Origin of the sequence: Chania multitudinisentens RB-25 (genome assembly GCF_000520015.2) — a bacterium.
GTDB classification, from domain to species: Bacteria; Pseudomonadota; Gammaproteobacteria; order Enterobacterales; family Enterobacteriaceae; genus Chania; species Chania multitudinisentens.
Genome location: NZ_CP007044.2, coordinates 5,460,896 through 5,481,792, shown reverse-complemented (window position 1 = coordinate 5,481,792; position 20,897 = coordinate 5,460,896). Strand labels below are relative to the sequence as shown.

The following is a 20,897-nucleotide window of genomic DNA, read 5'->3' as shown; positions in this document are numbered from 1 at the left end:
ATTCTATTCAGTTGGTTAGCCCTGCGCGCTATGATGCTCACCCGCCTGCAAATCCGCCCGGCTGAAATGGCGCACAATATGGCCATTTTCCATCAAGGCGGCACGCTCGGACATATGAGCGATCACCTCGCCGTCGTGGCTGACCAGCAGATAGGTCATGCCGTGCTCACGTTTAAGATGATTGAGCAGGTTGAGGATTTCCGCCTGTACCGACATATCCAGTGCCGAAGTGGGTTCATCCAGCAGCAGCAACTTTGGCCGCAGCAGCAAGGCACGGGCAATTGCCACCCGCTGGCGCTGGCCGCCGGAGAGCTGGTGCGGGTAACGTTCGGCCATGGCCGTGTGCAAACCGACTTGCAGTAATGCCTCGTTGATCCGCGCCGGAATGTGTTTTTCGCCGTGGATCTTCAGCGGTTCCCCCAGGGTACGGCCAATCTTGTGCTGTGGATGCAGCGAAGCGTAAGGGTCTTGAAACACCATCTGGACGTCGCGACGCAGTTGGCCGGTAAAGCGCTGTAATGGCGCAATCGCTTGGCCGAACAGCCGGACTTCGCCGTGCCAGTCGCGTTGCAGGCCCGCCAGCACGCGCAGCACGGTAGATTTGCCGCAGCCGGAAGCGCCAATCAGGCTGAACGTTTCCTCAGCTTCAACGGTAAAACTCACCGATTCCACAGCGATTTTATGGCCGTTGCCCTGCGGGAAGCTGACCTGTAGGTTGGCAATCTCAATCAGCGCCATGTTCGCTCCGGGTAAAATCGATGCTGCGATCCAGCACCGGCAGTTCCTGACCATAGGTGGTGGCGCTTGGGCGGCAGGCCCACAGCGTGCGGGTATAAGGGTGCGTTGCCAGAGGCAGATTGGCGGCGATGCCTTGATCCACCAGTTTGCCCTGATACATCACCAGCACCCGATCGCAATGTTCTGCCACCAGCGGCAGATCGTGGCTGATTAACAACAAACCCATATTGCGCCGTGCGGTCTGTTCAACGATCAGGTCGAGGATCTGATTACGCAGCCGGGCATCCAGCGCCGAAGTGGGTTCGTCGGCAATCAGCAGTTGCGGGGAGTTCACCAGCGCAATCGCCAGCATGGCGCGCTGGCCCATGCCGCCGGAAAGCTGACCGGGGTAACTGTGATAGCTGCTTTCCGGCAGGCCGACGGCGGCCAGGGCATTGAGCACCCGTTCATGGCGATCGGCACGGCTCAGCGCGTTATGCAGTTTGAGGGATTCTTCGATCTGCTTACCGATACTGCGCACCGGGTTCAATGCGTAGCGTGGATCTTGTAACACCATGGCGATCTCGGCCCCACGTAGGGTATTCCATTGGTGAGGTTTGAGTTGTAACAGGGGCGTGCGTTGATAACACAGGGTATCGGCGCTGACGATGCCGGGTTTGCGTACCAGCCCCATCAAGGCGCGGGCAGTCATCGATTTGCCGGAGCCCGATTCCCCAACCAGCGCCACTTTTTCCCGGCCAATCGTCAGCGACAGATTATCCACCACCTTGTGGCCGTTGAAGTCGATGCTCAGATTATGTGCTGTCAATAAGGGCTCAGTCATGATGCGGGTCCAGTAAGTCGCGCAGGCCGTCGCCCAGCAGGTTAAACGCCAGGCTGCTAATCAGGATCGCGCAGCCGGGGATGGCGGCGATCCACCATTGATCGAAAATCACCTGCATCCCTTCTGCCACCATCGAACCCCATTCGGCCATTGGTGGCCGGGCACCTAAACCGAGAAAGCCTAACCCGGCAGCGGCGAGAATAATCCCTGCCAGATCGAGTGCCAGCCGCACCACCGCCGAAGGCAGGCACATCGGCAGAATATGCCCCCACAGCAGGCGTGGCCCCTGAATGCCCATCATTTCGGCTGCGGCCAGATAGTCACTCTTACGCAGCAGTTGGATTTCTGCCCGCGCCTGGCGGGCGTAAGCTGGCCAAGTGGTCAGCGCCAGCGCCAATGCGCCGTTGATCAAGCTTGGCCCGAGCATGGCGACAAAGGCAAAAGCGAGGATCAGCCGTGGCATCGACATCACCACATCGGTAAAGCGCATCAATATGCGTTCCAACCAGCCGCCGTAGTAACCGGAAAGCACCCCGATCAGCAGGCCGAGCGGTAAAGTAATCACCGTGACCAGCAAAACCAGCCCGAGCGTTGGCCGGGTACCATAGATCAGGCGGGAAAACACATCGCGGCCATAGCCATCGGTGCCGAGCCAGTGGCCTGCGCCCGGTGGCAACAAGCGGTTGGTGGCGTTCTGCCAGTTGGGGTCAACCGGGGCCAGCCAAGGAGCGAACAGGGCGATCAGTACCAGTGCCAGCAGGATCAGTGAGCCGCAGGTAGCGGAAGGGGAACGTTTGAGCATCGCAATCATCATCTCAGCCGCGTCCTTGGGTCGAGCGAGCGCACCAGCAGATCGGTAAGGTTGTTGATTAACACAAAGCACAGGCCAATCAGCAGCGTTCCACCCATGATGGCGGTGGTATCACCGGCAAACAGTGCGGTGGTCAGGTAGCGGCCAATACCGGGCCAGGAGAACACGGTTTCGGTCAATACTGCGCCTTCCAGCATGCTGGTGTAGGCCAGAGCGATCACCGTCAGCAATGTACCGCTGATATTGGGCAGCACGTGGCACAGCATAATGCGCATCTCGCCAGCGCCTTTGGCACGGGCCAGCGTGATGTATTCTTTATTCAGTTCACTTAGGCAGGCCGAACGCGTCAGGCGGGTGATGCTGGCTAGCGAATAGTACGCCAGCAGGCAAACCGGCAGCACCAGATGCGCCAGCGCATTACGCACCGCGCCGGAATCGCCGGAAAGCCAGGTGTCGATCAGCGCGAAGCCGGTCTTGCTCTCTACGCTGTATTGGTAGATATCATCCAGCCGCCCCGGCCCGGCGCTCCACTGTAACCTGGCGTAAAACAACAACAGCATCAACAGCCCCAGCCAGAAGATCGGTACTGAATTACCCAGCAGGGTGATAAACCGCACGCTGATATCCAGTTTGCCACCGGCAAAGCGTGCGCACAGCACGCCGAACAAAATGCCGAGCGTGGCACCGATCAGCAATGCGAGCGTAGCCAGTTCCAGGGTCGCCGGGAACGCGTGCAGCAGATCCTGCAACACCGGTTGGCCCGTCGCGCTGGCGATACCAAGATCGCCGTGCGCCAGCCGCTCCAGATAGCGCCAGAATTGCACCGGCAGTGGTCGATCTAAACCAAGCTGCTGTTTCACCTGTTCATAGGTAGCGGTGCTGGCGTGATCGCCAACGATCTGCAACACGCGATCCACCGGCGACAGCGCGGAGAGCAGAAAAGTGATCAACAATAGGCCAAACAGGGTTAACGTCAGCGTCAGCAACCCCTGCGCCAGCCCCCAAAGACGACGCCGGGAAAGGCTCCCCGGCGTGGATTTTATTGCTACCGACATGCTAATCCTGATTATTTGCTAACGCGATCGTAATAAACCATATCTGCATTCAGGCCCTGGTGGTAGCCTTTTACGTTATCGCGCAATACCACCTGCGTTTTAGCCTGATCGATGAATACGTAGGGCGAACTGCGCTGCAATTCCTGTTGCATGGCGGTATAGAGCGCGGTGCGTTTCGCCGGATCGGCTTCTGCCACTGCTGCCAGCGTGGCTTGGTTCAGTTCTGGGATCTGCCAGCCGTTCAGCCCGGCCACCGTGCTGCTTTTGCCATCGTTATAGGCGAAAGCGCTGGCGTTGGAGTGGGCGTCGAAGTAATCCGGTATCCACAGGCGGATCGCCGCCTGATGCTGTTTGGCACGCACGCGGGCATACACCTGGCTGCCCGCGGCAGGTAACAGATCGAGTTTCACTCCGCCCTGAGCAAAGCTGGCCTGCAACGACTGGGCAATGGTGATAAACGGCGGTTTGTTTTCCACATCCAGCGTCAGGCTGGCGTTGGTGATCCCGGCTTTCTCCAGGATCGCTTTGGCTTTGGCGGGATCAAAACTGAAGGGGTTACCTTCCAGCGCTCCAGGCAAGCCAACCGGCAGGAAGCTCTGATGAACGAAATATTGCCCTTTCAGCAGGTCTTGCGTGATGCCCTGATAATCCACCAGATAACGCGCCGCTTCCCAGAATGCCGGGTTATTCAATAATGGGTTGGCTTTATTGCCGCTATTGAACACCAGATAGTTTTGCTCGGCAGAGGGGATTTCCAACACCTTCACGCCTTGTTGGTTTTTCAGCGCGGCGGTTTGATCCGGGCCCAGTTCGCGTGCTACATCGGCATCGCCTTGCTGGATTAACAGACGGCGCGCGCTGGGGTCGGGCACGTTTTTGATGATGATATTGTTCAGCAGCGGTTTATCGCCCGGTGAGGTTGGGTTAGCGTCCAGCACGATGGCCTGATGCGGCTGATAAACCCGCATTTTGAACGGGCCGCTGCCAGCGGAGTGCATTTTCAGCCAGGCGTTGCCGAAGTCGTCCCCCTTGAGGTTGGATTGGACGGCTTTGCTGTCAACAATCGACGCGATAGGCGTAGAGAGAATATTCAAGGCCACCGCCGGGCTGACATCCGCCGTCCAGCTCAGTTGCACGGTATGATCGTCGATCTTCTTCAACTGCGTATCGATATTATCCGGCTGCCAGCCCAGTACGTTCAGGATAAAGGCCGGTGATTTGTTCATTTTCACCGCGCGCTGGTAAGAGAACATCACATCGTCGGCGGTCAATGGGTTACCCGAAGAGAAAACCGCCTGCGGGCGCAATTTTACCGTCAAGGTTTTAGCAGCGGCGTCAGCCTGCCAGCTTTCTGCCAGCACCGGGATCACTTTGGCCGGGTTGTCGCGATCGGCCTGTACCAGCCGTTGATACAGGCTGGGCACGGTCTGGATACTGGAAAGCTCATTGGCTTCGGCCGGATCGAGGCTGACAATGTCATCCAGCGACTGCACCACCACCAGCGTATTGGGCGGCGTGGCGGCGAAAGCAGCGGTGGACAGGGCGGCGAGTATGAACAAAGGCAAGACTTTGGCTTTCATAGGCGTATTTCCTTCAATGCACCGGTGCACCGGAATGAGACTGGGGTTATTAATAGTTGTTTTTACGGCATTTTCACCGCCAAACGAGCACGGTAGAACTTTCGTCAAAGGCTGGCAAAGGCCAATCTGTTATGTGATATGACAAAAAAGACTATGCCCTAAATGATTCGAGTTGCAGGCAGGCGGCAATATATCAGAGTAAGAGAAGAGGGCGGCGCATGGCTCTGCGCCGTTTGATCAGTAAAACACCATCACAGGGTTTTGCTCAGCGTAGCCACCATCACCGCTTTGATGGTATGCAGGCGGTTTTCTGCCTGATCAAACACCACGCTGTGCGCGGATTCGAACACCTCATTGGTGACTTCCATACCGCCGTGCAGGCCATACTGTTCTGCCATCTGCTTGCCTAATGTGGTTTGATCGTCGTGGAACGCGGGCAGGCAGTGCAGGAATTTCACCTGCGGGTTGCCGGTCAGCTTAACCATTGCCATGTTGACCTGGTAGGGTTTCAACAGGGCAATACGTTCCTGCCACACTTCTTTCGGCTCGCCCATCGATACCCAAACGTCGGTGTACAAGAAATCAGCCCCTTTGACGCCTTCGGCGATATCTTCCGTCAGCGTGATTTTGCCGCCGGTCTGCTGTGCCAGCGCTTGGCATTCTGCAACCAGTTCTGCATGGGGCCAGCAGGCTTTTGGGGCCACCAGGCGCAAATCCATCCCCACCAGCGCGGCCGCTTCCAACAGCGTGTTGCCCATATTGTTGTGAGCGTCGCCGATGTAGGCGAATTTCACTTCGCTGAGCGTTTTACCCGGCAGATGTTCACGCACGGTGAGCAGATCCGCCAGCAGTTGGGTCGGGTGGAATTCGTTGGTCAAACCATTCCACACCGGCACTCCGGCATGATTTGCCAATGTTTCCACCAGATATTGGCCGAAACCACGATACTGAATGCCATCGTACAGGCGCCCTAACACACGGGCGGTATCTTTCATGGATTCTTTATGGCCGATCTGGCTACCGCTGGGGCCAAGATAGGTCACCTGCGCCCCTTGATCAAAGGCGGCAACTTCGAAAGAGCATCGGGTACGGGTTGAGTCTTTTTCGAAGATGAGCGCGATATTTTTACCTTGCAGGTGGCGGGTTTCCTGGCCTTGCTTTTTGGCCTGCTTCAAATCGGCAGCCAGTTGCAACAGGGATTGGATCTCGGCGGGGGTAAAATCCATTAACCTCAGAAAGTGACGACTATAAAACGGGTTTATCTGGCTCATTTCCGTATATCCTGATCGTGTGATTGAATTAAAATTCACTTTATATGTATGAATATTCAATTTCAACCCCGAAAAAGAAATCTTTCATGTTTAGCATGGCAGCGGTGACGGTGGTGTGTGAAAATAGGAGGAAGAAAAGCCATTTTGACTTGAGGATAAAGGCATGGCAAACCGCGAATTGCTGGAAGAACAACGTGAAGAAACCCGCCTGATCATCGAAGAACTGCTGGAAGATGGCAGCGATCCAGATGCGCTCTACACGATTGAACATCATTTCTCTGCTGAAAAGTTTGAGGTATTGGAGCAGGCCGCTGTTGAAGCGTTCAAGCTGGGTTATGAAGTCACCGATGCCGAAGAGTTGGAAGTGGAAGATGGCTCATTGGTGATGTGCTGTGATGTGATCAGTGAAGTGGCTTTGAACGCTGAATTGATCGACAGCCAGGTAGAACAGCTGGTGGCGCTGGCGGAAAAATGCGGCATCAACTACGACGGCTGGGGGACTTACTATGAAGATCCGAACGGCGAAGATGACGACGAAGACGACGAGTTTATCGATGCTGACGACGACGGTAAGCGCCATTGAGTAATCGCTGGGCCGGGAAGCCGGCCCTTGTCTGTATCCGTTAAATTTCCGTTGGCTGTACACCATTCCTGAGACGATCCCTTTGACCTACCGTGCTTTACTAACCCCTATTTTGAACTTCCTGCACTGCGAAACGCCAGATGGCTGGATAGAGGCGGCACGCCGCCCGGAAAATCTGCCGTTGCTGCTGACCGATCATATGGTTTGCGAACTGAAAGCGGCGCAGACCGGCATGTGGCTGATTCGCCGTTATGTGGCGGATAAAGAAAGCGGTGATGCTTTGTTGGCCTTGCTGAAGCCTTATGAGGCATTTGTGCATGAGGAGCAGGGCGTGCCGGAGGCTTTATTCCGCCAGAGCGCTTTCACCAAGAAGATCCTGCCGAAAAACGGTTCGGCCTATGGTCAGGATCTGGTGGACAAGATGGTGTTGCTGATTAAAGAAGAGTTACATCATTTCTCGCAGGTGCTGGAGATCATGCAGGCGCGGCAGATCCCGTATAAAAAGATCACCGCCAGCCGCTATGCCAAAGGCATGATCCGCGAGGTGCGCACGCACGATCCGGTAACCCTGATCGATAAATTGATCTGTGGTGCTTACATTGAGGCCCGGTCCTGTGAACGTTTCGCCAAATTGGCGCCCTTTCTGGACGATGAACTCAATCGATTTTATGTTTCTTTGCTGCGCTCCGAAGCACGCCATTATCAGGATTACCTGACGCTGGCGCAGCAGATTGCCGGTGAGGATATCAGTGAACGCGTGGCGCACTTTGGCCGCGTGGAAGCCGAACTGATCCAATCCCCCGATCTGGAATTCCGCTTCCACAGCGGAGTGCCGGTGGTGTAAGGGGTTATGCCCCTTCACCTAAAATCAAATCCACCGCTTTTTCTGCCAGCATAATAGTGGGTGCATTGGTGTTGCCGCTGGTGATCTGCGGTATGACTGAGCAATCCACTACCCGCAACCCTGTAAAGCCATGCACTCTCAGTTGCAGATCGGTCACCGAATCTTCAGAGCTCTGGCCCATACGGCAACTGCCCACCGGGTGATAGACGGTTTTGCAGAAATTACGCACGAATGCTTCCAGCTGTGCCTCATCGTTGAGGCATTGTGGCTGTGGCATCAATAAATCTTTAATCAAGGGTTTAAGCGCGGCGGTTTGCAGAAAGCGCAGACCAAACTTTACCGCCCGTATGCTGCCCGCCAGATCGTCTGGGTGGCCGAGATAGTTGGCTTGCAGCTTGACCGGATCGCCTGGGTTGCGGCTGCGCAGTTGCACTTCCCCGCGAGCTTTGGGTTGCAGATAACCTACTTTCAGCGTCATGCCGTGGATCGCAGGCAGTGGTTCACCGGGTACGTCGTCCCAACTGTCCAGCAGCGGCAGGAAATGGATTTGCACATCTGGCCTGCCGTTGCCGAGAGAATCGCTGAAGGCGGCACCTTCCAGCACGTTGGAACTCAGCACACCGCTGCGAAATGCTATCCATTCGGCTCCGTGGCGTAACGCCTGCCAGCCACGATCGGCACCGAACAGGCTGATCGGCTCGCGTGTACTGACGTTGATCGACATATGTAGATGATCGTGAAAGTTTTTGCCTACCGGCAGATCCGCCAAAGGTGTAATACCCAGCTGTTCCAGATGGGCACGCGGGCCGATGCCGGACAGCATCAGGATCTTCGGCGAGCCGACCGCGCCAGCGCTGAGGATTACTTCCTGGCTGGCGTGCGCGGTGACCTCATTACCGCCGTTCTGGCTGTAAACTACACCGGTTGCCACGTTGTTTTCGGTAGTGACGCGGTGTACCAGCGCATTGAGTTGCACCACCAGCCGTGAATTATCACGCACCGCTTTCAGATAGGTGCGTGCGGTGCTGGCGCGCTCGCCGTTGCGGGTGGTGGTTTGGTAGAAACCTACGCCGTGCTGGCTTTCGCCGTTGAAATCGTTGCGGTAGGGCAGATTCAGTTCTTGGCCTGCGCGGATAAACGCCATGCTGAGCGGATGCCGGTAACGGTTTTCGCTGACTGGCAGGAACCCGGTAGTACCGTGATAACCGTCGGACAGGCTTTCGTTGGCTTCGGCCCGTTTGAAATAGGGCAGCAGGTCTTGATAACTCCAACCCGTACAGCCCAATTTTTCGGCCCAATCATTGTAGTCCTGCTGTTGGCCACGGATGTAGATCATGCCGTTGACCGAACTGCTGCCTCCCAGCACTTTGCCTTGGGCGATCTGCATACGGCGGTTATTGGCATGGGGCTCTGGTTCGGTTTCATACGGCCAGCTTTTTTTAGCGATGATTTTTGCCACTCCGGCGGGCATTTTGATGAACAGATTGTTGTCATCACCCCCAGCTTCCAGCAGCAGCACACGCGCCTGAGTGCGGCGGATCAACTGCGCAGCCAGTACGCAGCCTGCGGAGCCTGCGCCGACAATGATGTAATCGAAGGTATTTTCTGACATGAATGTTTCCCATGCGTGGTGGTGTGTCATGGCAGAGTAGCGCAGTGGAGGAAGTGGTCAATTTACTATCATTAATTTATTAATGAATATCACAATAATTTTACATTAACGATTTTAGTTTTTATTTATCTATTTGAAATACAAACGGTTTGTGTAATTAATTGAATAATGTCGATGTTAATAATAGATGTGATGGGCTCTGCCTGCACAGAACCCCGGGGGGATTAAAGCGTTTTTAACATGGTCACTTCGCAGTCGCCATGGCCGGTGCACCCCATGGCATGCTCAATATGTTCGAAACCCAGGTGCCGATACAGGCCGATCGCCTGTTGCAGAGTCGCAGTGGTTTCTAAATAACAGCGGCGGAATCCTTGCTGGCGTGCAAACTCCAGGGCCTGTAGCGCCAAATGTTTTGCCAGGCCTCTGCCGCGTAATATTGGCAGGAAATACATTTTCTGCAATTCGCAGACATCGCTTTCACCGCCTTGCAACGGTGCAATACCGCCACCACCGGCAATCTGACCATCGGCCTCCACCACCCAATACGCACTGTGTGGTTGGCTGTAGAGCTGATATAAAGCGTCCAGATTAGGGTCGGAAACGGTATAGCCTTTATCCGCCGTTAGACCATGCTCTGCGGAGACTTCACGAATGACGTGAGCAATAGCGGCATTGTCTTCAGCTGTTATTAGGCGCACCAGAAGGCGCACAGGGGTTGCTGTTGTCATGTGTATATTCGCTATCAAATAAACCAGGAAAATGACGGAATTTCATTGTTATTACAAAATGCAGCATAGTCAGCATATTTTGTAATAACACCGAAGGTTAGCTGTTGGCAATGCTGATAAAAAAAACAGCGGGAAATTACCCGCTGTGTTTGCTCTGCATGTTCGCTGCTATTACAGCGCGGCGATGGTTGCCTGCTGTTCTTGCAGCTTCACTTTGCCTTCTTTGCAAGCGGCCAGGCGTTCACGCTCTTTAGCCACTACCGCTTCCGGCGCGCGCGCGACAAAGCCTTCGTTGGACAGCTTGCCTTCGATGGCCGTGATTTCCGCCTCCAGCTTGCTCATCTCTTTGGTCAGGCGCGCAATTTCCGCATCCTTATCAATAAAGCCAGCCATTGGGATCAGCAGTTCAGCGCCTTCTACCAGTTTGGTGACCGATACCGGGCCTTTCTCGCCAGCGGGCAGCAGGGTGATGGAGGTCAAACGCGCCAGCTTTTCGATAAAGCTCTGGTTTTCCTGCACGCGGCGGGCAGCTTCGCCATTGGCGTTACGCAGCAGCACCTCCAGCATTTTGCTTGGCGCGATGTTCATTTCGGCACGGATGTTACGCACTGCGGTGATTGCCTGTTTGATCCATTCCAGATCGTCCAGCGCCTGCTGATCTTCCAACGCGGTTTCAAACGCCGGGAACGGTTGCAGCATGATGGTATCGGCAGTAATGCCTTTGATCTGCTTAACGCGTTGCCAGATGGTTTCGGTGATAAACGGAATGATCGGGTGCGCCAGGCGCAGCAAGGCTTCCAGCACTACGATCAGCGTATTGCGCGTGCCGCGCTGTTCCGCTACGCTGCCGTTGCTGATAACCGGCTTGGTCAGCTCCAGATACCAGTCGCAGAACTGGTTCCAGGTGAATTCATACAGGATGCCTGCGGCGATATCGAAGCGATAGGTATCCAGCGCTTCGCGGTAGGCTTTCACCGTGCGGTTGAATTCGGCCAGGATCCAGCGGTCAGCCAGCGAAAGCTGCATCTCACCGCCGTTAAAGCCGCAATCATGTTCTTCGGTGTTCATCAGCACAAAGCGGCTGGCGTTCCACAGCTTGTTACAGAAGTTGCGGTAGCCTTCCAGGCGCTTCATGTCCCAGTTGATATCACGGCCCGTTGAGGCCAGCGCCGCCAGGGTAAAGCGCAGGGCATCGGTGCCGTGCGGCTCAATGCCGTTGGGGAACTGCTTTTCGGTGCGCTTGCGGATCTTCTCCGCCAACTGCGGCTGCATCATGTTGCCGGTGCGTTTTTCCAGCAGATCTTCCAGCGAGATGCCGTCTACCATATCCAGCGGATCGATCACGTTGCCTTTCGACTTGGACATCTTCTGCCCTTCGTCGTCGCGGATCAGCCCGGTCATGTACACGGTCTTGAATGGCACCTGTGGCTTGCCGTTTTCATCTTTGATGAAATGCATGGTCAACATGATCATGCGGGCAATCCAGAAGAAGATGATGTCGAAGCCGCTAACCAGCACGCTGGTCGGGTGGAAAGTTTTCAGCGCGGCGGTTTGCTCTGGCCAGCCCAGCGTGGAGAAAGTCCACAGACCGGAGGAGAACCAGGTATCCAGTACATCTTCATCCTGGTTAAGCTGAACATCGGCAGCCAGGTTATTTTCGCGGCGTACTTCTTCTTCGTTGCGGCCGACGTATACTTTGCCGTTAGCATCGTACCAGGCTGGAATACGGTGGCCCCACCACAGTTGGCGCGAGATACACCAGTCCTGAATATCACGCATCCAGCTGAAATACATGTTTTCGTACTGTTTCGGTACGAACTGGATTTCACCCTGTTCAACCGCTTCTACCGCCACTTTTGCCAGTGGCGCGGTGCGCACGTACCATTGGTCGGTCAGCATCGGCTCGATCACTACGCCGCCGCGGTCGCCGTAAGGCACGGTCAGATCGTGTGGTTTGATTTCGTCCAGCAGGCCGAGCTCGTCAAAAGCCGCCACCACGGCTTTACGGGCTGCAAAACGCTCCAGGCCACGGAACTGGGTTGGCAATTCACTGCTGTAAGCCGTGCTGGCTTCACCCAGCGTATCGAACACCTCGGCTTCCTGGCGGATATCGCCGTCGAAAGTCAGAATGTTGATCATCGGCAGGCCGTGGCGTTTGCCAACTTCGTAGTCGTTAAAATCGTGCGCCGGGGTGATCTTCACGCAGCCGGTGCCTTTTTCCATATCGGCGTGTTCGTCACCCAGAATAGGGATGCGGCGGTTAACCAATGGCAGAATCAGCTCTTTGCCGATCAGATCTTTGTAGCGAGGATCTTCCGGGTTGACTGCTACGCCGGTATCACCCAAGACGGTTTCCGGGCGGGTGGTCGCTACCACCAGATAATCTTTGCCTTCGGCGGTTTTTGCACCATCGGCCAGCGGGTAACGCAGGTGCCACATGGAACCTTTGGACTCGCGGTTCTCCACTTCCAGATCGGAGATGGCGGTGCGCAGTTTCGGATCCCAATTCACCAAACGTTTGCCACGGTAGATCAGATCTTCTTGATACAGGCGGACAAACACTTCTTTTACCGCGTTGGACAGGCCTTCATCCATGGTGAAGCGCTCACGCTCCCAGTCCACAGAGTTACCGAGGCGGCGCATCTGGCGGGTAATGGTGCCGCCGGATTCTGCCTTCCACTGCCAGATTTTCTCGATGAAAGCATCACGGCCATAGTCATGGCGGGTTTTGTTTTCTTCTGCGGCAATCTTGCGCTCAACCACCATCTGGGTGGCGATCCCGGCATGGTCAGTACCGGCCTGCCACAGGGTGTTTTTACCCAGCATGCGCTGATAGCGGGTCATGGTATCCATAATGGTCTGCTGGAACGCGTGGCCCATGTGCAGGCTGCCGGTGACGTTCGGCGGCGGGATCATAATGCAGAAACTTTCCTGGCTGGTGTCGCCATTCGGTTTGAAGTAACCCTGGTTTTCCCAGTGATCGTACAACTGCTGTTCGATCTGTGCTGGGTTATAGGCGGTATCGAGATGACTGTTTGTCTTTTCCATTATGCTTCGTTGTTCAGTGAGTTGGCGGCGTGGCCGTGGTCAAATGGAAGCCGACGCTGCGATAGGCTTTGTAACGTTCGCGCGCCAACTGTTTCAAGGTGTCTTCGTAAGGAACGAAGTCTACCACTTCATGGAAAGCAGTAGCAAAATCTGCGAACTGCGGCAGCAGGGCGATCAGCAGCTCGCGTGGTGCATTGCCGCGTTTGCCGGGCCAGCACAGCTCAACCGGTGCGCCGTAGTGCGGCCCTTCACCGGCGAGGTTGTGCGGCACAAATTGGTGTGGCTCGCGCTGCCAGAGTGCTTCATCCAGCCGTTGGGCCTGTTCCTGGCTTTCACAGGCGATCAATACCCGCTTGCCTGCGCGCCAACGCTCGGCGGCAACGGCGCAGGCCACCGCCTCGTGTGCGCTGAGTGCGCCAACGGGGGTTGCGTGTTCAAGAAGATAGAATGTTGCCTGTTTCATTGATACCCTTCATCTTGCAAGCCGCAGCGGTGTTGGCTGCCCTCCTTCCCCCAGTCACTGACTAATCTAAGCTACTGGGGATTATGAGTCTCACCCTACGGGCCAGCGCAAGCGCTGTTCAAATCGGCCGTGACCGATTTGTCTCTCAGTTGCTGCCTTGCTGCAACTTGAAAGCTATTGGGTATAAGTCGGGTGCCTGTAAAAAATACAAGGGCACAGCCTGCTGTGCCCTTGATGATTATACCTGAATTATGACGGGTATATTAATCGTCGCCGTTCAGACCTGCACGATTGAGCAAAAACTGTGACAACAGCGCGACCGGGCGACCAGTCGCTCCCTTGGTTTTGCCGGAGCGCCAGGCGGTGCCGGCAATATCCAGGTGTGCCCAACTGTATTTGCGGGTAAAGCGCGACAGGAAGCAACCGGCGGTGATGGCTCCTCCTGGGCGGCCACCAATATTGGCCATATCCGCAAAGTTGGAATCCAGTTGCTCGTAGTACTCGTCTGCCAGCGGCAGGCGCCACGCGCGATCTCCGGCCTGTTCGGAAGCACCGAGCAGTTCATGCGCTAATGGATTGTGGTTCGACATCAAGCCAGTGAGGTGGTGGCCCAGCGCGATCACGCAGGCACCGGTCAGGGTGGCGATATCAATGACCAGCTCTGGTTCGAAACGCTCCACGTAGGTAAGGGCGTCGCACAGCACCAGGCGGCCTTCGGCGTCGGTATTCAGCACTTCCACCGTTTGGCCGGACATGGTGGTCAGCACATCACCAGGGCGATAAGCACGCCCGCCCGGCATATTTTCGCAACCCGCCAGCACGCCAATCACGTTCAGCGGCAGGTTCAGTTCCGCCACCACGCGCATCACTCCGTATACCGTGGCTGCACCGCACATGTCGTATTTCATTTCGTCCATGGCGTCGGCGGGTTTGATCGAGATACCACCGGAATCAAAGGTCAACCCTTTGCCCACTAGCACGATCGGCTTAGCATCCGGGTTCGGATTGCCTTTATATTCCACCACGGACATCAGTGATTCGTTTTGTGAACCCGCGCCGACGGCCAGATAAGCATTCATTCCCAGCTCTTTCATCTGCTGTTCGCCGATGACGCGGGTGGTGATGTTGCTACTGAAGGCATCTGCCAACTGGCGCGCCTGAGATGCCAGATAACCGGCATTGCAGATGTTTGGCGGCATGTTGCCCAGGTCTTTGGCGGCTTTGATACCGGAAGCGATAGCCAGGCCGTGCTGAATGGCACGTTCGCCACTGGTGAGCTCACGGCGCGTTGGCACATTGAACACCATTTTACGCAGCGGGCGGCGGGGTTCTATTTTGTTGCTTTTCAGTTGATCGAAGGTGTAGAGCGTTTCTTTGGCGGTTTCGATTGCCTGGCGCACCTTCCAATAAGTGTTACGGCCTTTCACGTGCAGTTCGGTCAGGAAGCAGACGGCTTCCATTGAACCGGTATCGTTAAGGGTATTGATGGTTTTCTGAATCACCTGTTTATATTGGCGTTCATCAAGCTCGCGCTCTTTGCCACAGCCAATTAACAGGATGCGTTCGGAGAGAATGTTCGGCACATGGTGCAGCAGTAATGTCTGCCCGACTTTGCCTTCCAATTCGCCACGGCGCAGCAATGCGCTGATATAACCATCACTGATTTTGTCGAGTTGTTCTGCGATAGGTGACAGGCGGCGCGGCTCAAAAACACCGACGACAATACAGGCGCTGCGCTGTTTTTCCGGGCTACCGCTTTTTACACTGAACTCCATGCACTCTCCTGAATCTTAAAGACAACGGCAGAAGCTACGGCTAGAATAACTCACTTCGTCACGTGCTTCCGTCAGTGGGTTAACTGATATGCTAACCTGAACTGCGTAATTGTTCTGTTTTGGCGGCTATAGGGTTGTTCCTATAGGGTACCTAAACGGCTTGATGTTTTAATACTATTTTAGCTGTAAAGGTTGCCACATGATGATAAAAATGGTGGATTAGCGATGAAACTAGCGATTTTCCTGCAAAAAGACAAGTTTTCACAGGCGTAATAAGCGTGATCATCATTAGATATCTGGTACGGGAAACGCTGAAAAGCCAAATTGCTATCCTGTTCATCCTGCTCCTGATCTTTTTTTGTCAGAACCTGATCAGGGTGTTAGGTGATACGGTTGACGGTAATATCCCAACAAATTTAGTTTTCTCCCTGCTTGCATTAGGCGTGCCGAAGATGGCGCAACTGATCCTGCCTTTAAGCCTGTTTCTTGGCATTTTGATGACGCTTGGGCGGTTGTATACCGAAAGTGAAATCACGGTGATGCATGCCTGCGGACTGGGGAAACGAACCCTGATTATTGCCGCTCTGGTATTAGCGGCCTTGACTTCTTCTGTTGCAGCAATAAACGTATTCTGGCTGGGGCCGTGGGCTTCCAGCTATCAGGATGGCGTGATCGCCGAAGCCAAAGCCAACCCCAGCATTGCCGGGCTGGCCGAAGGGCAGTTCCAGCCTTCGCAAGATGGCAATGCGGTGTTATTCGTGGGCAATGTGAAGGGCAACACCTTTAATAACGTATTTTTGGCGCAGTTGCGGCCAAGCGGTAACCAGCGCCCTTCGGTGGTGGTGGCGGAACGGGGTGTGATCAGCCAGAACCAGGACGGTTCACAAGTGGTGACGCTGGATAAAGGCACCCGTTTTGAGGGCACCGCGTTGCTGCGCGATTTCCGTATTACTGATTTCAACGATTACAAAGCAGTGATCGGCTACCGCCCGGTGGTGCTGGATAACCGTACCCAGACAGAGCAAATGTCGATGCGTATGCTGTGGGCATCCGATAACCCTGAAGCCAGCGCTGAGTTTCACTGGCGCCTGACGTTAGTGTTTTCTGTCGTCTTGATGGCGCTGCTGGTGGTACCACTCAGCGTGGTGAACCCACGCCAGGGCCGCGTGTTGAGTATGTTGCCAGCGCTCCTGTTGTATCTGATTTTCTTCCTGGTGCAGACGTCACTGCGTTCCAACGGCGGCAAAGGCAAATTGGATCCGATGCTGTGGATTTGGTTGGTAAATGCCGCTTATTTCGCAATCGCGTTGGGGCTTAACCTGTGGGATACCGTCCCGATGCGCAGACTTCGTGCGCGGCTGAGAGGAGCGGCCTGATGTTTGGTGTATTAGACCGTTATATCGGTAAGACAATTTTTAACACCATCATGATGACGTTGTTCATGTTGGTATCGCTTTCCGGCATCATCAAATTTGTTGAGCAACTGCGTAAAGTGGGCCAGGGCGACTACACGGTGCTGGGCGCGGGGATGTTTACCCTGCTTACCGTGCCGAAAGATATTGAGATTTTTTTCCCGATGGCGGCACTGCTGGGAGCACTGCTGGGTCTGGGAACGTTAGCTACGCGCAGTGAATTGGTGGTTATGCAGGCAGCGGGCTTTACCCGCTTGCAGATTGCCGGTTCGGTAATGAAAACGGCGATCCCGCTGGTTTTGCTGACGATGGCGATTGGTGAATGGGTTGCACCTCCCGGTGAACAGATGGCACGTAACTACCGTGCTCAGCAGATGTATGGTGGTTCACTGCTTTCCACCAAAAGTGGTTTGTGGGCGAAAGACGGCAACGATTTTATTTATATTGAACGTGTCTCTGGTAAAGCCGAGCTTTCCGGTGTGAACATCTACCATTTCAACAATCAGCATCGCTTGGAGAGCGTGCGTTATGCCGCCGGAGCCAGCTTTGAAAATGGCGTCTGGCAGCTTTCACAGGTGGATACGTCTGACCTGACTAACGAACAACAGGTGACAGGAACTCAGACCCTGACTGACGTTTGGGAAACTACCCTGACGCCGGACAAGCTGGGTGTGGTGGCGCTGGACCCTGATTCACTCTCCATCAGCGGGTTACACAGCTATGTGAAGTACCTGAAACAAAGTGGGCAAGAGGCCAGCCGTTATCAGTTAAACATGTGGAAAAAAATCTTTTCGCCACTTTCTGTTGCGGTGATGATGCTGATGGCGCTGTCGTTTATCTTCGGCCCGTTGCGCAGTGTGCCTATGGGTATCCGTGTTGTGATCGGTATCAGCTTTGGTTTCCTGTTTTATGTGCTGGATCGGGTTTTTGGTTTGAGTCTGGTCTACAACATGCCACCCATTCTGGGGGCGTTACTGCCGAGTATGCTGTTCCTATTCATTAGCGTGTATATGTTGTTGAAACGCAGATAGTACCGTTCAGCCATTCAACTCAATTCGTAATAATGCCACCCCGTGAAACCACGGGGTGGCATTTTTTCTGTATTTACTCGGCTGTGTGGACGATCCGTTGGTGATTCCCCGACCCGTTCGATTGGGTTGTGGAACCACAGTGGTGCTTTAGTTTTTGACCAGATTCAGGCCAGACAAGGGGGTTAGAAGCAAAGAAAATGTCTGGATGACGTTTTTTTCAACACTCAACTCATTGAATGCTTGATAAGTGTTGCGTGAGGTAAGCAGGAATGTATAATGCCCACGTTTTCCGCATACTACTTCAGTGCCGAAGTGGCGAAATCGGTAGACGCAGTTGATTCAAAATCAACCGTAGAAATACGTGCCGGTTCGAGTCCGGCCTTCGGCACCATAGTATGAAATTAAGTCACCTTAGGGTGGCTTTTTTTTATGTCCAGTATCTTCCATAAACGTTCATATCTTATTGTTAAGTAATGCATTTAACATTTCATTGCACCTTCTTGAATTGTCTGTTTTATCCACAGTGGTCTTTTTTCGTCCATTGACATCCAGATGATTTGGGGGTCAAGATGAGGGTCAATCCACTTCGATAATGAGCTGACCCCCAATTATGGCCCTGACAGACGTTGTAGCTAGAACCGCCAAGCCTCGCGAAAAAGCTTACAAACTCGCGGATGCGCATGGCCTGTATCTTTTGGTAAATCCTAATGGCTCTAAGCGCTGGTATCTCAAGTACCGTTTTGCAGGGAAGGAGAGCCGGATTGCTTTTGGTGCTTATCCGCTGATCTCGTTGGCGAAGGCCAGAGAGAAGCGTGATGAGGTACGGCTGTTGTTAGCCGATGGCATCAACCCGGCAGAAAAACGGGAAGAAGAAAAAGAAGAAGCGCAGGTTGCGCTGAATACCTTCGAAAAAGTGGCGTATGACTGGTTCCAGCAAATTAGTCAGAATCGCTGGTCAAAAACGCATGCTGAAAGGGTATGGCGTGATATGGAACGCAATATTCTGCCAGCGATAGGGCAGCGCCACATTGCTGACCTGAAAGCCAAAGACTTGCTTGAGCCGCTGAAAGTGGTGGAGCGAAACGGCCATCTCGATTTGGCGTCACGGCTGCGCCAGCGAGTGACCGATATTATGCGCTATGCCGTGCAGAACGATCTGATAGAGCGTAATCCCGCACAAGATCTCTCTGGGGCGTTAGCTTCGCCAAAGGCCACCCATCGCCCTGCTTTGAAACTGGAGAAGTTACCGGATTTTCTGGCAAGGATTGAGCACTATAAAGGGCGAGCGTTGACCACCTTAGCCTTAAAGTTAACGCTATGTGTCTTTATTCGCTCCAGCGAACTACGCTTTGCCCGCTGGACTGAGATCGACTTTAAACGTGCTATGTGGACCATACCGGCTGAACGTGAAGCGATACCGGGTGTAAAACACTCTCAACGTGGGGCAAAAATGCGTACCGAGCATTTGGTGCCCTTATCCCGACAGGCTTTGGTGCTGTTGGAGGAGGTCAAAGCGATTAGCGGCAGCCATGAGCTTATTTTCCCTGGCGATCATCGTCCTACCAAACCCATGAGTGAAAATACCGTCAATAATGCGTTGCGCGTCATGGGATATAACACCACAGCCGAGTTGTGCGGGCATGGTTTCCGTACCATGGCCTGTAGTGCACTGGTTGAGTCTGGGCAGTGGTCAAAAGACGCAGTAGAGCGGCAAATGAGCCATCAGGAACGCAATAGCGTGCGGGCGGCTTATATCCATAAGGCTGAACACATCGAAGAACGTAAGTTGATGCTGCAATGGTGGGCAGATTATCTGGATGCGAACCGCAATGCGCATGTGGTGCCGTATGAGTTTAGAGGGGCATGAGTTTTGATGTGCTAATTTTTAACCTGAACTTATTTGTATTAGTCGCGACTTGATCTGACACATGACCTTGAAAGGTTGAGAGTTACCGGTTTTGATATGGGTGTCGAATCCTTATACAAAACACGAGGTAACTCTCATGCTTCATACTAACAATCCTGTCATCAAACACAAAACAGGTTTGCTCAATCTGGCCGAAGAACTTAGCAACGTGTCAAAAGCCTGTAAAATCATGGGCGTCTCACGCGATACGTTTTACCGTTATCGGGAGTTGGCTGATGAAGGTGGCGTGGATGCACTAATTAACCGCAGTCGACGTGCTTCCAACATCAAAAACCGTACTGATAATGCCACTGAGCAGGCCGTTGTTGATTACGCTATCGCGTTCCCTGCGCATGGTCAGCACCGGAGCAGTAATGAACTGCGTAAACAAGGCGTTTTTATCTCAGGAAGCGGCGTCCGTTCTGTCTGGCTGCGTCACTCACTTGAGAACTTCAAAAAGCGGCTGAAAGCACTGGAAGAAAAAGTGGCCCATGACGGTATCGAACTGACTGAAGCACAGATAGTGGCACTGGAGCGTAAAGCCAGTGATGACCAGGTATGTGGTGAAATCGAAACCGCCCATCCCGGCTATCTGGGCTCACAGGATACGTTCTACGTCGGCAATCTGAAAGGCGTCGGGCGTATCTATCAGCAGACCTTTGTTGATACATACTCGAAGGTTGCTCACTGCAAGCTGTATGTCACCAAAACCCCGATTACTGCGGCTGACCTGCTGAATGACCGTGTGCTCCCCTTTTACGAGTCGCATGGACTGCCAATGCTGAGAATACTGACCGACAGAGGCACAGAGTTTTGTGGCAAAGTGGAGCAACATGATTACCAGCTCTACCTGGCGATAAATGACATCGACCACACGAAAACCAAAGCGATGTCACCGCAGACAAACGGCATCTGCGAGCGGTTCCACAAAACGATACTGAACGAGTTTTATCAGGTCACGTTCCGTAAAAAGCTGTATGGTGAGCTCGATACATTACAATCGGATCTTGATGAATGGCTGGCTCACTATAATAATGAGCGAACTCATCAGGGGAAAATGTGCTGTGGCAGAACGCCAATGGAAACATTACTTGATGGAAAGCGCATCTGGGCTGAGAAAAACTTAAGCCAGATGTAATCTGACAGATACCTGTATAAATAACCGGTAACTGTCAGATCAGGTCTGAGCTAATACAGCTGATAAGAATGGATTTTTA

General features: G+C 54.0%; 17 protein-coding genes and 1 tRNA gene. 7 read left to right on the top strand and 11 right to left on the bottom strand.

Annotation, left to right across the window (positions count from 1 at the left end):
- Positions 1 to 15 precede the first annotated feature (15 nt).
- The 6 genes from Z042_RS24360 to argF all read right to left on the bottom strand — a co-directional run bounded on the left by Z042_RS24360 (position 16) and on the right by argF (position 6,278).
- On the bottom strand, positions 16 to 738 hold the full coding sequence (locus tag Z042_RS24360; protein ID WP_024913724.1) for an ABC transporter ATP-binding protein: 723 nt from the start codon (positions 736 to 738) through the stop codon (positions 16 to 18).
- Complete coding sequence (locus Z042_RS24355) at positions 725 to 1,561, bottom strand: ABC transporter ATP-binding protein (RefSeq protein WP_024913725.1); 837 nt, start codon at positions 1,559 to 1,561, stop codon at positions 725 to 727. Before Z042_RS24355 ends, Z042_RS24360 begins: the two co-directional genes overlap by 14 nt.
- Complete coding sequence (locus Z042_RS24350) at positions 1,554 to 2,375, bottom strand: ABC transporter permease (protein ID WP_024913726.1); 822 nt, start codon at positions 2,373 to 2,375, stop codon at positions 1,554 to 1,556. The genes Z042_RS24355 and Z042_RS24350 overlap by 8 nt, the downstream gene beginning before the upstream one ends.
- Positions 2,372 to 3,427 carry an ABC transporter permease gene (locus Z042_RS24345; protein ID WP_024913727.1) on the bottom strand — a complete coding sequence of 352 codons (1,056 nt, stop codon included), beginning with the start codon at positions 3,425 to 3,427 and terminating at the stop codon, positions 2,372 to 2,374. Before Z042_RS24345 ends, Z042_RS24350 begins: the two co-directional genes overlap by 4 nt.
- A gap of 11 nt (positions 3,428 to 3,438) precedes the next feature.
- Positions 3,439 to 5,007, bottom strand: a complete 1,569-nt coding sequence (locus Z042_RS24340; protein ID WP_024913728.1) for an ABC transporter substrate-binding protein — start codon at positions 5,005 to 5,007, stop codon at positions 3,439 to 3,441.
- A 251-nt stretch (positions 5,008 to 5,258) separates the two neighbouring features.
- Positions 5,259 to 6,278 (bottom strand): ornithine carbamoyltransferase, encoded by a 1,020-nt coding sequence (argF, locus tag Z042_RS24335; protein ID WP_024913729.1) that lies wholly within the window; start codon positions 6,276 to 6,278, stop codon positions 5,259 to 5,261.
- A 163-nt stretch (positions 6,279 to 6,441) separates the two neighbouring features.
- Here argF and rraB point away from each other — a divergent pair, with 163 nt between their 5' ends.
- Both rraB and miaE read left to right on the top strand, forming a co-directional pair.
- Positions 6,442 to 6,861, top strand: coding sequence for a ribonuclease E inhibitor RraB (gene rraB / locus Z042_RS24330; RefSeq protein WP_024913730.1), 420 nt, complete (start codon positions 6,442 to 6,444; stop codon positions 6,859 to 6,861).
- Positions 6,862 to 6,943: 82 nt separating this feature from the next.
- Complete coding sequence (gene miaE / locus Z042_RS24325; protein WP_024913731.1) at positions 6,944 to 7,705, top strand: tRNA isopentenyl-2-thiomethyl-A-37 hydroxylase MiaE; 762 nt, start codon at positions 6,944 to 6,946, stop codon at positions 7,703 to 7,705.
- 4 nt (positions 7,706 to 7,709) lie between these two features.
- On the opposite strand, the gene Z042_RS24320 is transcribed toward miaE, so the two are convergent.
- From Z042_RS24320 to pepA, 5 genes are all read right to left on the bottom strand, one after another.
- A complete protein-coding gene (locus Z042_RS24320) occupies positions 7,710 to 9,317 on the bottom strand; it encodes a GMC family oxidoreductase (protein WP_024913732.1) in 1,608 nt (535 codons plus the stop codon).
- Positions 9,318 to 9,541: 224 nt separating this feature from the next.
- Complete coding sequence (locus Z042_RS24315; RefSeq protein ID WP_024913733.1) at positions 9,542 to 10,045, bottom strand: GNAT family N-acetyltransferase; 504 nt, start codon at positions 10,043 to 10,045, stop codon at positions 9,542 to 9,544.
- A gap of 171 nt (positions 10,046 to 10,216) precedes the next feature.
- The gene (locus Z042_RS24310; RefSeq protein WP_024913734.1) at positions 10,217 to 13,093 is read right to left on the bottom strand and encodes a valine--tRNA ligase; all 2,877 of its coding nucleotides are present in this window, start codon (positions 13,091 to 13,093) and stop codon (positions 10,217 to 10,219) included.
- A 13-nt stretch (positions 13,094 to 13,106) separates the two neighbouring features.
- Entirely contained in the window at positions 13,107 to 13,556 is a 450-nt protein-coding gene (locus Z042_RS24305; RefSeq protein ID WP_024913735.1) for a DNA polymerase III subunit chi, read from the bottom strand.
- 263 nt (positions 13,557 to 13,819) lie between these two features.
- Positions 13,820 to 15,331, bottom strand: a complete 1,512-nt coding sequence (pepA, locus tag Z042_RS24300; RefSeq protein ID WP_024913736.1) for a leucyl aminopeptidase — start codon at positions 15,329 to 15,331, stop codon at positions 13,820 to 13,822.
- Positions 15,332 to 15,609: 278 nt separating this feature from the next.
- Between pepA and lptF the strand changes: the two genes are divergently transcribed.
- The 5 genes from lptF (at position 15,610) to Z042_RS24275 (ending at position 20,818) form a co-directional block, all read left to right on the top strand.
- Positions 15,610 to 16,707, top strand: coding sequence for an LPS export ABC transporter permease LptF (gene lptF / locus Z042_RS24295; RefSeq protein WP_024913737.1), 1,098 nt, complete (start codon positions 15,610 to 15,612; stop codon positions 16,705 to 16,707).
- Complete coding sequence (gene lptG / locus Z042_RS24290; RefSeq protein ID WP_024913738.1) at positions 16,707 to 17,774, top strand: LPS export ABC transporter permease LptG; 1,068 nt, start codon at positions 16,707 to 16,709, stop codon at positions 17,772 to 17,774. The genes lptF and lptG overlap by 1 nt, the downstream gene beginning before the upstream one ends.
- A gap of 306 nt (positions 17,775 to 18,080) precedes the next feature.
- A tRNA-Leu gene (locus tag Z042_RS24285) sits at positions 18,081 to 18,165 on the top strand.
- A gap of 219 nt (positions 18,166 to 18,384) precedes the next feature.
- Positions 18,385 to 19,641 carry a tyrosine-type recombinase/integrase gene (locus Z042_RS24280; RefSeq protein ID WP_024913739.1) on the top strand — a complete coding sequence of 419 codons (1,257 nt, stop codon included), beginning with the start codon at positions 18,385 to 18,387 and terminating at the stop codon, positions 19,639 to 19,641.
- Positions 19,642 to 19,777: 136 nt separating this feature from the next.
- On the top strand, positions 19,778 to 20,818 hold the full coding sequence (locus Z042_RS24275; protein WP_024914326.1) for an IS481 family transposase: 1,041 nt from the start codon (positions 19,778 to 19,780) through the stop codon (positions 20,816 to 20,818).
- Positions 20,819 to 20,897: the final 79 nt, after the last annotated feature.

Coding starts and splice junctions, on each gene's coding strand:
- pepA (WP_024913736.1), bottom strand. CDS start 15,331: ATGGAGTTCAGTGTAAAAAGCGGTAGCCCGGAAAAACAGCGCAGCGCC.
- Z042_RS24275 (WP_024914326.1), top strand. CDS start 19,778: ATGCTTCATACTAACAATCCTGTCATCAAACACAAAACAGGTTTGCTC.
- Z042_RS24320 (WP_024913732.1), bottom strand. CDS start 9,317: ATGTCAGAAAATACCTTCGATTACATCATTGTCGGCGCAGGCTCCGCA.
- Z042_RS24350 (WP_024913726.1), bottom strand. CDS start 2,375: ATGATGATTGCGATGCTCAAACGTTCCCCTTCCGCTACCTGCGGCTCA.
- Z042_RS24315 (WP_024913733.1), bottom strand. CDS start 10,045: ATGACAACAGCAACCCCTGTGCGCCTTCTGGTGCGCCTAATAACAGCT.
- argF (WP_024913729.1), bottom strand. CDS start 6,278: ATGAGCCAGATAAACCCGTTTTATAGTCGTCACTTTCTGAGGTTAATG.
- lptG (WP_024913738.1), top strand. CDS start 16,707: ATGTTTGGTGTATTAGACCGTTATATCGGTAAGACAATTTTTAACACC.
- rraB (WP_024913730.1), top strand. CDS start 6,442: ATGGCAAACCGCGAATTGCTGGAAGAACAACGTGAAGAAACCCGCCTG.
- Z042_RS24280 (WP_024913739.1), top strand. CDS start 18,385: ATGGCCCTGACAGACGTTGTAGCTAGAACCGCCAAGCCTCGCGAAAAA.
- Z042_RS24310 (WP_024913734.1), bottom strand. CDS start 13,093: ATGGAAAAGACAAACAGTCATCTCGATACCGCCTATAACCCAGCACAG.
- Z042_RS24360 (WP_024913724.1), bottom strand. CDS start 738: ATGGCGCTGATTGAGATTGCCAACCTACAGGTCAGCTTCCCGCAGGGC.
- Z042_RS24345 (WP_024913727.1), bottom strand. CDS start 3,427: ATGTCGGTAGCAATAAAATCCACGCCGGGGAGCCTTTCCCGGCGTCGT.
- Z042_RS24355 (WP_024913725.1), bottom strand. CDS start 1,561: ATGACTGAGCCCTTATTGACAGCACATAATCTGAGCATCGACTTCAAC.
- Z042_RS24340 (WP_024913728.1), bottom strand. CDS start 5,007: ATGAAAGCCAAAGTCTTGCCTTTGTTCATACTCGCCGCCCTGTCCACC.
- Z042_RS24305 (WP_024913735.1), bottom strand. CDS start 13,556: ATGAAACAGGCAACATTCTATCTTCTTGAACACGCAACCCCCGTTGGC.